Raw genomic sequence first — 10,090 nt, forward strand, 5'->3', positions numbered from 1 at the left:
CAAACTATTGAAGTCCTTCATATAAAGGAAACTGAGACGTAATTTCACTCACACTTCCTAATATTTGATCTTTAACCGTCGAACTCTTGGGATTTTTAAGGGCAAGTCCAATAAGCTGGGCAATTTCTTTTATTTCCTTGGGTCCTAATCCTCTTGATGTCATAGCAGGGGTCCCGAAGCGAATGCCACTCGTTACTAACGGGCTTGCCGTATCATGAGGAATTGCGTTTTTATTAGCCGTAATCCCCACTTCATCGAGTATTGTTTCAGCTTCTTTGCCCGTGAGTCCAATCGTGCGCAAATCAACCAAAACAATATGATTATCCGTTCCTCCCGATACAATAGTTAACCCTTCATTCATTAATGCCTCCGCCAATACGTTAGCATTTTCAAGAGTTTTTTCCATATACGTTTTGAAATCCGGTTGCAATGCCTCGCCTAGCGCAACCGCTTTTGCCGCGATGACATGCATAAGCGGGCCGCCTTGTGACCCGGGAAATATCGCTTTATCAATGGCTTGCGCCCATGGTTTACGGCACATGATGACACCGCCTCTTGGTCCTCGCAACGTTTTATGCGTTGTCGTCGTAACAAAGTGTGCGTGCGGCACCGGGTTAGGGTGCAAACCTGCCGCGACAATTCCTGCAATATGTGCCATATCCACAAAGAAAAGGGCCCCAACTTCGGCCGCAATTTGGGCGAACAACTCAAATTCAATCGTTCGTGGATAGGCGCTGGCTCCAGCAACGATCATGCGCGGAAGATGCTTATGTGCGAGTTTTCGCACTTGGTCAAAGTCAATGCGCCCCGTTTGTTCATCGACACCATAAGGAAGAAAATTGTAAAATCTTCCGGAAAAATTCACCGGACTCCCGTGTGTAAGATGGCCACCATGGGATAGATTCATGCCCAAAATCGTGTCACCAGGTTTGACTGAAGCAAAATAAACCGCCATATTCGCCTGTGCGCCGGAGTGAGGCTGCACATTGGCATGTTCAGCACCAAAAAGCTCTTTGACACGGTGAATGGCAAGTTCCTCGACCATATCGACATACTCACATCCACCATAATATCTTCTTCCCGGATACCCTTCAGCGTATTTGTTAGTCAGTACCGTACCAGTGGCTTCCATGACAGCCCTGCTTACAAAGTTCTCCGATGCAATCAGTTCTATTTTATCCCGCTGCCGTACAAGATCTTGCCGAATAGCGTTGGCCACTGCTTTGTCTTGTTGTTCCAAATGTTCCATGAACATCTTCCTTTCTGTCTGCTTATTTCGTAAATTCGTTTGTCTAATTCTGTCGTGTTGCAAAAGCAATTATTGTCATGATAGTATATCAATCAATGGATTGTTATTAAATATCCATACATCATCATTTTGAACAATCCATAATTCCAATAGAAACACTGAAGGTGAATGAATGCTAAAAGTAAACCGAGATGATGAACGTCCTATCTGGCAGCAACTTCTGGACCAAGCGATACATAATATTACAACCGGAAAATGGCCGCCAGGCGAATTGCTGCTCCCATCCCGCGAACTCGCTCTATTGATTGGCGTTTCCCGTTCTACCATACAGATAGTTTACGAGGAATTATTCAGCCGCGGGTATACCGTAACCTCTCGTCGCGGCGGTACTAGAGTTAGCGAATGGACATATGAGGCTCGTCCTTCAGAGGATGCTGCCACACCAGGACCCGTCCCCCCCGAATTGCCTTTATTAAACACTGCAGTCGGCCATTTACACAGTTGGTTCGGAGACAAAGAACATCGAAAAGTAGAGATCGATTTCAGTCCTCATGAGCCTTATTTAGACGAACATTTTCAAAAGAATTGGAGACAATCATTTTTACAGGCCTCCACAGAAACAGACCTGGACAGTTGGGCTTACGGCGATGCCTATGGATTCCTGCCGCTACGGGAACAGATTCAACGTTATTTGTCACTTGAACGGGGCGTTCATGTGAATGCCGATCAAATCATATTAACCTCAGGCGCACAACATAGCATCGATTTAATCGCACAAGCTCTTTTACATGAAGGAGAAACGGTTTCGGTTGAAGATCCCGGCTTCCCTGCTGCCTGGATGGCAATGAAGTATCGGCGTATGCAAGTTGTCTCCGTTCCGGTCGACGAGTACGGGCTATGCGTCGACCGCATTCACCCTCAATCCAAACTTGTGTTTGTTACGCCATCGCACCAGTGTGCGGTTGGAGTTATTATGTCGGAGCCTCGCAGGCAACAATTGTTACACATGGCTGCTGGGCAGCGGTTCTGGATTATTGAGGATGATTATGACAGCGAATTTCGATATCGCGGTGACCCACTTCCAACCTTGTTCAGTCAGCGACCTCAGAACACGTTGTATATGATGAGTTTTTCCAAAATGGTCGCTCCTGGTATTCGGATATCGGCAATCATTGGTCCCAAAGAGGCCATTCGTCAGCTTGCCCAAGTCCATGAATTAACCTATCGTCATCTTCCAATTATGGAGCAATTAACGCTTACTCATTTTATCGAACATGGTCATTTCATGCGCCATATGAGACGAGTTCGAAATGTATATCGGCGCAGACACGAAGCCATGACGAAGGCCATCATCACGACAGGTCTGAGTGGACACTTCACACTAAGCGGCGTTGAAACGGGGCTGCATATGCTTCTTGAGGCGGATAAATCATTTGACGAAGAAGCCGTGACGAACCTAGCACTCGAAAAAGGAATCCGTGTTTATCCGCTTAGCACGTATTGTTTGGAAAGCGATCGAAAAGGATGGGTACTGGGTTTTGCTAAAGTAGATGAAGCAGCTATTGAAGAAGGCATTTATCGTCTAGCGGGGATGCTTTTATAATACAAGCATCCTCGCCAGAATTTGCTCTTTCTTACAGTCAATTCGTGCTGCCATCCAGTTCCCTCAGCACATGACCTAGTATGTCGACCGCTTGATCTATTTCATTGTTGGTTATGTACAAGCTTGGCATAAATCGGATGACATGGGTTCCTCCCGGCAAGACAAGTAGTCCGTTCTGTACCTGTATTCATTTTCACGCATCCTATTGTTTTTGTTCGGCTTGTTGTACTCCACTCGGCCTGTATTGTTTTTTATGAAATTTCCCATGAATCAATAGATGTGCTGCCAAACCCGCGACAAGTCCCCAAAATGCGCCGCCGACGCCAAGCAAGGTCACATTCGCGGCGGTTGCTAAAAACGTAATCAATGCGGTTTCACGACCCTTCGGATCCGTTAAAGCGTTAGCTAGACTGCCGCCAATTGTGCCAAGCAATGCCAATCCCGCTAACGTTGCGATAAAGGTAGCAGGAAGAATCAAAAACAGAGCAGCCAACGTCACGCCAAAAATGCCGACAACAATGTAGAAAATGCCACAGGCAATGCCTGCAATATAACGTTTTGTCGAATCCTCATGCGCGTCTTTCCCTGTGCAAATCGCTGCTGTAATGGCTGCTACATTAAAAGCGTGCGAGCCGAATGGTGCTGCAAGGAGCGAACCCAAACCCGTTATGGTCAAAATCGGATTCGCGCTCGTCTTGAACCCGTCATTCCGCAATACGAGCATTCCAGGCATGTATTGTCCCGTCAAGGTAATAATAAACAGCGGCAATGCAACGCCCAATAAAGCATGTAACGAAAACTCCGGAACGACAAATACCGGTGATGCGATCGCCAATTGGATCGTACTGAAATCCGCTTTCCCCATACAAATCAAATAAATCAGTCCGATTGCCAGTATGCCAACAATCGCATAGCGGGATGTAAACCGTCTTAGCACGATATAAGCGGCAAACAGTACAACGACAAGCAAGGGGTCAACTTTCGCTCCTCCAAAGGCTGAAATGCCAAACTGCAGTAAAATGCCTGCTAACAACCCGGAAGCGATGCCTGGAGGAATAAGCCGGACGAAACGTTCAAACATACCCGATAGTCCTAAAACAATAAATCCTACTGCAGAGATCATGTAAGCACCAATTGCTTCCGGATAAGGGGTTACCGCTAATGCCGAAACGAGAAAAGCCACGCCTGGTGTTGACCAAGCCGTAATAATCGGTTCCCGGTATCGATAACTTAGCCATATCCCGGTTACACCCACTCCAATGGAGATCGACCAAATCCAAGAAGCGGTCATTTCGGGACTTAAACCCGCGACTTTTGCTGCCTGAAACACGAGAATAAAGGTGCCCCCGTAGTTGACAATGACAGATATTAAAGCGGCAATGGTCGGCGATATCAAATCGCGGCCGCGCAGCGAAGGGGTTGTTGTGTTCATAAGCGTTCTCCTGCCTCTCTCCTAATCGTCCTGGCGCGCGTTTTCGTTCCAGTAATAGCTATCCGGCAAGTAACGTTGGCCAAATACGCTTGTCCCTACGCGGATGATGGTAGCTCCTTCTTCGATGGCCACCTTGAAATCACCGGACATGCCCATCGAGAGGATATCCATTTCAACACGCGGAAACTTTTTCTCCCTAATTTGTGTTTGAATAGATTTTAATAATCGGAAGCAATGCCGGGTCTCGTCGTTTGTAGCATTCAGTTTTCCAATCGTCATTAAGCCTTTCACGTTTAACGTTTCGAACTGGGACAATTGTTCCACCAACTCCACTGCCGTTTCCGGAGAAGCACCAAATTTACTTTCTTCGTAGGACGTGTTGATTTGTACCAGAATATCCATGGTCTTGTTCTCTTTGACGAGCTGACGGTGCAGGGCCTGCCCCAATTTCAAACGGTCCACAGAATGAATGAGCGTAACATATTTGACAACGTCCTTCACTTTATTCGTTTGCAGATGTCCGATAAAATGCCATTCCACCTGATTATACTGCTGCATAAGTGGAAATTTGTCCCGAAGTTCTTGCGCTTTGTTTTCCCCAAATAGAGTCTCACCCGCTTGTATAGCCATTTGCAATTTTTCAAGCGGTACGGTTTTGGTCGCCAACAACAATTGCACGCCCTCTATCTTGCGCCCCGAGGCTTGGCAAGCCAATTCCATCTGCTGCCTCACGGTTTTAAGATTCTCTTCAACTAGATGACCCATGTCTCCTACCCTCTTTCTGCTCCACATTATAAGTCCATAATTACATCCCTGTACGCTGATTGAACACCGGCCTCCATGACACGCCGAGAGTCTTTCGTTTGAGAACTGACGAGCAGCGCATCATAGGGACGGATGATGGAAGTGAGTTCCTCCTCGCTCAACCCCATTATTTGGGCGACCTCCACATCTTCAGCACGCGTCAGTTGCTGCAATCCAAAATCACTTATGGGATCCGATACCAAAACTTTAAACATCGACCTTCCTCCTTCTCTATGTGAAGACTGTACGGCAGTTGAATTGTGGACTTGCATTTAGTGATTGATTCAGCCTGTATAACATTGCATGGTTGAAGAGCGCTATGCTAGTATATCAATAGATGGATTGGTTATATATATCCAAAAACGATGTATTTGAACAATCCAAAAAAGTGCTAATTTCATTCCACATATAAAGGGGGGGAATCTAATTGATGAAAATAAATCGCGCCGACAAAAGGCCCATTTGGCAGCAATTGCTCGATCAGGCCATCGATCATATTACAAATGGCGTTTGGAAGCCGGGTGAACTCCTGACGCCTTCTCGGGAGCTCGCTCAGCAGCTAGGAGTGTCCCGTTCCACCGTGCAAATTGTGTATGAAGAACTGCTAACGCGTGGTTATACGGTGACATCACGCCGCGGCGGAACGCGTGTCAATGATTGGATTCAGTTCACTGATAAACGGAAAGAAAATGCTCCCCCTCTTGTTCCGCCACAGCTTCCTGAACTGCCTCTACTGGTTGAACAGTCGCAACAGTGGTTTAGAAGTAAGGATAACCGGGAATCGGTCATCGATTTTAGTCCCTATCAACCTTATATGGATACGCAGTTTCTAAAAACGTGGCGCAAATCGTATTTGAATGCCTCTTCGGAATTAAAGGTATCCTCTTGGTCCGGAGCCCAGCATAGTATTGATCTCATCGCACAAACGCTTTTGACCAAAGGAGACATCGTGACGGTCGAAGATCCCGGCTATCCCGTCGCTTGGATGACGATGAAGTACCGACAAATGAAGATTGCTCCAGTTCCTGTTTGACGAGGATACGATGACCCTTCGGGCGCTTCAAGGCGGAGTTCGTGTGCATCAACTCCATTCCTATTGTTTGGAGAGTAAACGCAAGGGTGGGTATTGGGCTTTGCTAAGGTGGACGAGGGACTAATTGAGGAGGGTATGTACCGACTTGCTGAAACGGTCTTATAGAATGTATGGGGATTCATTCATCAAGGCCATGCCGTAATAAATTTCGTTACCTTGCTCAAAAGTCAATAATAGAGCCACCGTCTCTGCTATCAGGACTCGTGGCTCTTTGTTGTTGCTCGACTTGGTTTATCTTTCAGCCCAAGTTCTGTGCTTGTTGAGCTCTTCTGACACGCTTCTTCCAATTCGATTTCGAGTTGGTTGGCGAGATCTAAAATATTGAAGATGACATCATACATCTCCAAGCCTATATTTTCCTTTGCCAGCCGCACTTTTTCCTCCGTTGGATGGAATGAAATGCTTAAAATTTCTTTTGCCAACTCTCCAACTTCCGTCATTAAATACAGGGTTCGGGTCTGGATCGTATTGACGCCGAATCCCTTTTCTTCACTGAACTGCTTGGCATATTTTTGCATGCTTGAAATATCCATTGATTTGTCCTCGACCTAATTTTTATTGTTTTCAGAATTGAAGTCAGGTACCTATCTTATGAATGCGCACGAAGTGTTCCATCTGCCCTTATTTCTTGCGCTTAATCATAAAACCATTCTCTATTTTCTCAAAGCCGACTTTAGGGTAGTACGCCATTGCACTTGGTGCGGCTAATAAAATCAGTGCGACTTCTTCCCCAATTTCTTCTCGTACCTTGGCAATGAGTTCCTGTCCTACTCTGGATTTCTGAACTTCTTTGTCAACAGCCAGATCAGACAGATAACAACAATAACTCCAATCTGTTAGTGCTCGGGCCACACCGATCATTTTATCCCCAAGCCAGGCGGTCAGCAGGATATCCGCGTTGTTCATCATCGCTTGGATTCGTTCAGATTGATCAATTGGTCGTACAATCCCGCTATTTTTAAACACCCGAATCACATCTTCAACGTTCACATCTTTATTGTTCCTGTAAGTGATATTCAACTCTTTTCGTCTCCTTTCAGCTATGGAAAAGTTGTATTTCACACAAATTAGCTTTCTGTCTTGGCCGCGCGACAAAATTGTTCCAGCGCACGTTGCAAGGTAGCCCGGGGACACGCCAGATTGATTCGCAAAAATCCCTGTGCCTCTTCCCCGAAAACGGAACCTTCGGAAAAAAAACCCAGGCTTGATGATACATCAGATGCTTCAATTCTTCCACGTTGCGTCCCCTGCATATGGCAAACTTTTTTCATGTCGATGCTGTCATTGCGGCGTAATTCGATGATTTCGGAGAGACTCTACAGGTTCTTATGTATAAATAAAAACATCTTACACGGTTTTTCCAGGTTTGAACATTTTTTCTTCTTCAATCGGATTTTCTTTCGCGGTGATATGATGTGGATCTATTCGGTACACCTGAACCGGACCTCCGAATACTGCTGACCGGTATTTGTCTACATGCTGCTGGGGTAACGGCCGATTATAGTAACCAGGCACATACTTATAAATCATTTCTTGCAACATGTGTGTAGCTTCATCCAGATCGACGATGGGCTGTGCCTTGCCAAAAATCATTACACTCATATACGCTGTGTCCGTCTTGGCTGGCACCGGATCAGTAATAGTTCCATATTCTTCACAAACCGTAAAACAGACCTCCGGATTAGCACCCATAACCTGATTTTTTCTCCCACCGGTGGCTCCATGGAAATAAAGCTTCCCATTTGTCCAAACAAAATTGAGCGGAACAACATACGGCAGATGACCATCGACCATTCCAAGATGTCCAATTCGAGCTTGCTGCAGAAATGTCTCAATCTTGCTCTTGTCCAACACTTCTCTTATCTTGTAACGCACTCCATTCATTGTTATCACTCCTATTGTATTGAAGTATTATTATGTAAGTTTATCAGTCATTGGAATGAATATAAAAGTCCATAAATACAGAATTGTGGCAATCCATATCTGACATTAAGCAATGCTCCCCTAAGTCAGACCTTATAATCAGCGCATACGTATTTAGTCTGTGGGAAGCTCCTCAACTTCCTCATTCAATATCTGGAACGCTATGAACAGGAGGATAACACCCGTTTTTTTCGCTTCCTCGCTATAGTTCATGGGTAATGTCTGCTAAATAGAAATGTTGACGATACTGCTCATTAAGACAATTAATAGGGCGGGATGGTATTTGATGTGGAGTTCGATAAGTAGTAATGACCAACTGATTATGAATATGTTCAATATAGCTTTACAGTTGGAAGAACCCTGGAAACTTGCACATATTGAATTTGAAGGCCGAGATCAAGCTTGGCATCTGTACATCGACTTCGAGCGGATACCGTAGAACGCTTCAAGTTGCATATGACGGCAAAAGGCGCTACCGCGCAGCAAATTGAAGAAATCTGTTGCGACATGTCTCCCGCTTTTATCCGAGGCATTGAAGAATACTTCCCAGACGCCGAAATTACCTTTGACAAATTCCATGTGATGAAGCTCTTGGGTGAAGCCGTGGATGAGGTTCGAATTCAAGAGCAGAAGCACACCCCCGAATTGAAACATACAAAATACATTTGGTTGAAGAACGAAGTTAATCTCAAGGCTGCTCAAAGCAATTAGAAAACTGGATTTAATTTAATTATTTTGATTTTTTACTCCCCATTCACATAACTCTTCCAAAACGGGTAATAGAGTTTCCGCTTTATCTGTGAGACTGTACTCGACTTTAGGGGGAACTTGAGGATACTCTTTCCGTTTCACCATACCATCTGCTTCCAATTCTTTAAGTTGTGAACTCAATGTTTTATAAGTAATAGCTCCTATCTGTCTTTTCAGATCATTAAAGCGAACCGGTTGGTTTTCTGCTAGGAGGTAAATAATAACCATTTTCCATTTGCCACCAATAACTGACAATGTATAACCAAAAGGTGTATCTTGAATATTCTTAACTTTACCTTTGTATTCAGCCATACTCATATTTACACTATCCTTTCTGGTAGTACCTATCAATAAAGTGCGTACTATTTTTTTATATGCTTTCATTCTATACTAACCTTACTTTAAGTAAAGGAGAGAAAAAAATGACTAATGTCAAAAGCTACAATCACGGTCTTTGGGATCACGGCATCACCCAGGGTTACTCCGTAAACGGAACTATCTACATTTCGGGACAATTTTCCCACGACACGGAGGGCACGTTCGTTGGCGAAGGCGATATCGAGGCACAGACCCGGCAAACGCTGGAAAATCTTGATCGCGTGCTGGCGGGATTTGATGTCACGAGGTCGAAACTCGCTTATGTGGAGATCTTTTTGACAAACGCTCAAGAACATTCCGAGCCGGTCATCCGGCTGTTCAAGGAATACGTGGGACAACACCGGCCGGCCGGCAGTCTCATCGGCGTGACATATCTTGCGTCCCCTGAGCAATTGATTGAAATAAGCGCCGTCGCACACACGGACTAACTCGGCCACCGTGGTCGGCGCAGCAGGGGCGGTCGGGCTTCGGATAGGCGCGACCGCCATTGGCGCAAAGCAGAAGGGTTTCGCCAAGTAAGTGTAAAATAGTCTCCATCTGATCGCTAGGTGGGGATTATTTTACGTTTACACAGTTTCCTTAAAAAATTTAAGTTGCTCAAGTATAAACACTGGCTTCTCTCCATCGATCTTCGGAACAAAGAAAATAATCAAGGCCAAGAAAAGGAATCCTAGTATGCCGAGACCATTCCATTGATTACGGAAAACACCACTAGAGCATAGATGAGAAGCCTCTTTCGATCCATTCGAGAAGTAAGAGCAATTAGAAAAGGGGTGCCAACCCCAAATGATATTGAAAACACGTTGACACTCCACACGGCTAAAGCCGTGGGATTCTTAGCTAGTTGGTGCTTCCGCT

At 45.3% G+C, this 10,090-nt stretch carries 9 protein-coding genes and 3 pseudogenes; 4 read left to right on the forward strand and 8 right to left on the reverse strand.

The window, feature by feature from the left end; genetic code table 11:
* Window positions 1-4: 4 nt before the first annotated feature.
* Complete coding sequence (locus LQV63_RS29025) at window positions 5-1,249, reverse strand: serine hydroxymethyltransferase (protein ID WP_233699319.1); 1,245 nt, start codon at window positions 1,247-1,249, stop codon at window positions 5-7.
* A 172-nt stretch (window positions 1,250-1,421) separates the two neighbouring features.
* On the opposite strand from LQV63_RS29025, the gene pdxR reads away from it, so the two are divergent.
* Window positions 1,422-2,852: a MocR-like pyridoxine biosynthesis transcription factor PdxR gene (pdxR, locus tag LQV63_RS29030; protein ID WP_233699320.1), complete on the forward strand. Its 1,431-nt coding sequence runs from the start codon at window positions 1,422-1,424 to the stop codon at window positions 2,850-2,852.
* 202 nt (window positions 2,853-3,054) lie between these two features.
* Here pdxR and LQV63_RS29035 read toward each other — a convergent pair whose 3' ends face one another.
* The 3 genes and pseudogenes from LQV63_RS29035 to LQV63_RS29045 form a co-directional block, all read right to left on the reverse strand.
* A complete protein-coding gene (locus tag LQV63_RS29035) occupies window positions 3,055-4,284 on the reverse strand; it encodes a benzoate/H(+) symporter BenE family transporter (RefSeq protein ID WP_233699321.1) in 1,230 nt (409 codons plus the stop codon).
* A 21-nt stretch (window positions 4,285-4,305) separates the two neighbouring features.
* A complete protein-coding gene (locus LQV63_RS29040) occupies window positions 4,306-5,049 on the reverse strand; it encodes a YggS family pyridoxal phosphate-dependent enzyme (RefSeq protein WP_233699322.1) in 744 nt (247 codons plus the stop codon).
* A 65-nt stretch (window positions 5,050-5,114) separates the two neighbouring features.
* Window positions 5,115-5,303 (reverse strand): annotated as a pseudogene (locus LQV63_RS29045) (phosphoglycerate dehydrogenase); the annotation flags it as partial.
* A gap of 212 nt (window positions 5,304-5,515) precedes the next feature.
* Here LQV63_RS29045 and LQV63_RS29050 point away from each other — a divergent pair.
* Window positions 5,516-6,118, forward strand: a pseudogene (locus LQV63_RS29050) (GntR family transcriptional regulator); the annotation flags it as partial.
* Between the two features lie 257 nt (window positions 6,119-6,375).
* Here the strand turns inward: LQV63_RS29050 and LQV63_RS29055 are convergent.
* From LQV63_RS29055 to LQV63_RS29065, 3 genes are all read right to left on the reverse strand, one after another.
* Window positions 6,376-6,714, reverse strand: coding sequence for a MazG-like family protein (locus tag LQV63_RS29055; protein ID WP_407672984.1), 339 nt, complete (start codon window positions 6,712-6,714; stop codon window positions 6,376-6,378).
* Window positions 6,715-6,802: 88 nt separating this feature from the next.
* Window positions 6,803-7,201, reverse strand: a complete 399-nt coding sequence (locus LQV63_RS29060; RefSeq protein WP_233699323.1) for a GNAT family N-acetyltransferase — start codon at window positions 7,199-7,201, stop codon at window positions 6,803-6,805.
* A gap of 327 nt (window positions 7,202-7,528) precedes the next feature.
* The gene (locus tag LQV63_RS29065) at window positions 7,529-8,065 is read right to left on the reverse strand and encodes a pyridoxamine 5'-phosphate oxidase family protein (protein WP_233699324.1); all 537 of its coding nucleotides are present in this window, start codon (window positions 8,063-8,065) and stop codon (window positions 7,529-7,531) included.
* A 441-nt stretch (window positions 8,066-8,506) separates the two neighbouring features.
* Here LQV63_RS29065 and LQV63_RS29070 point away from each other — a divergent pair.
* A pseudogene (locus LQV63_RS29070) lies at window positions 8,507-8,806 on the forward strand (transposase); the annotation flags it as partial.
* Window positions 8,807-8,830: 24 nt separating this feature from the next.
* Here the strand turns inward: LQV63_RS29070 and LQV63_RS29075 are convergent.
* A complete protein-coding gene (locus tag LQV63_RS29075) occupies window positions 8,831-9,172 on the reverse strand; it encodes a winged helix-turn-helix transcriptional regulator (protein WP_233699327.1) in 342 nt (113 codons plus the stop codon).
* Between the two features lie 104 nt (window positions 9,173-9,276).
* Here LQV63_RS29075 and LQV63_RS29080 point away from each other — a divergent pair, with 104 nt between their 5' ends.
* Window positions 9,277-9,660 (forward strand): RidA family protein, encoded by a 384-nt coding sequence (locus LQV63_RS29080; RefSeq protein ID WP_233699325.1) that lies wholly within the window; start codon window positions 9,277-9,279, stop codon window positions 9,658-9,660.
* Window positions 9,661-10,090 lie beyond the last annotated feature (430 nt).

This window comes from Paenibacillus profundus (genome assembly GCF_021369635.1).
Classification (GTDB): domain Bacteria; phylum Bacillota; class Bacilli; order Paenibacillales; family Paenibacillaceae; genus Paenibacillus_B; species Paenibacillus_B profundus.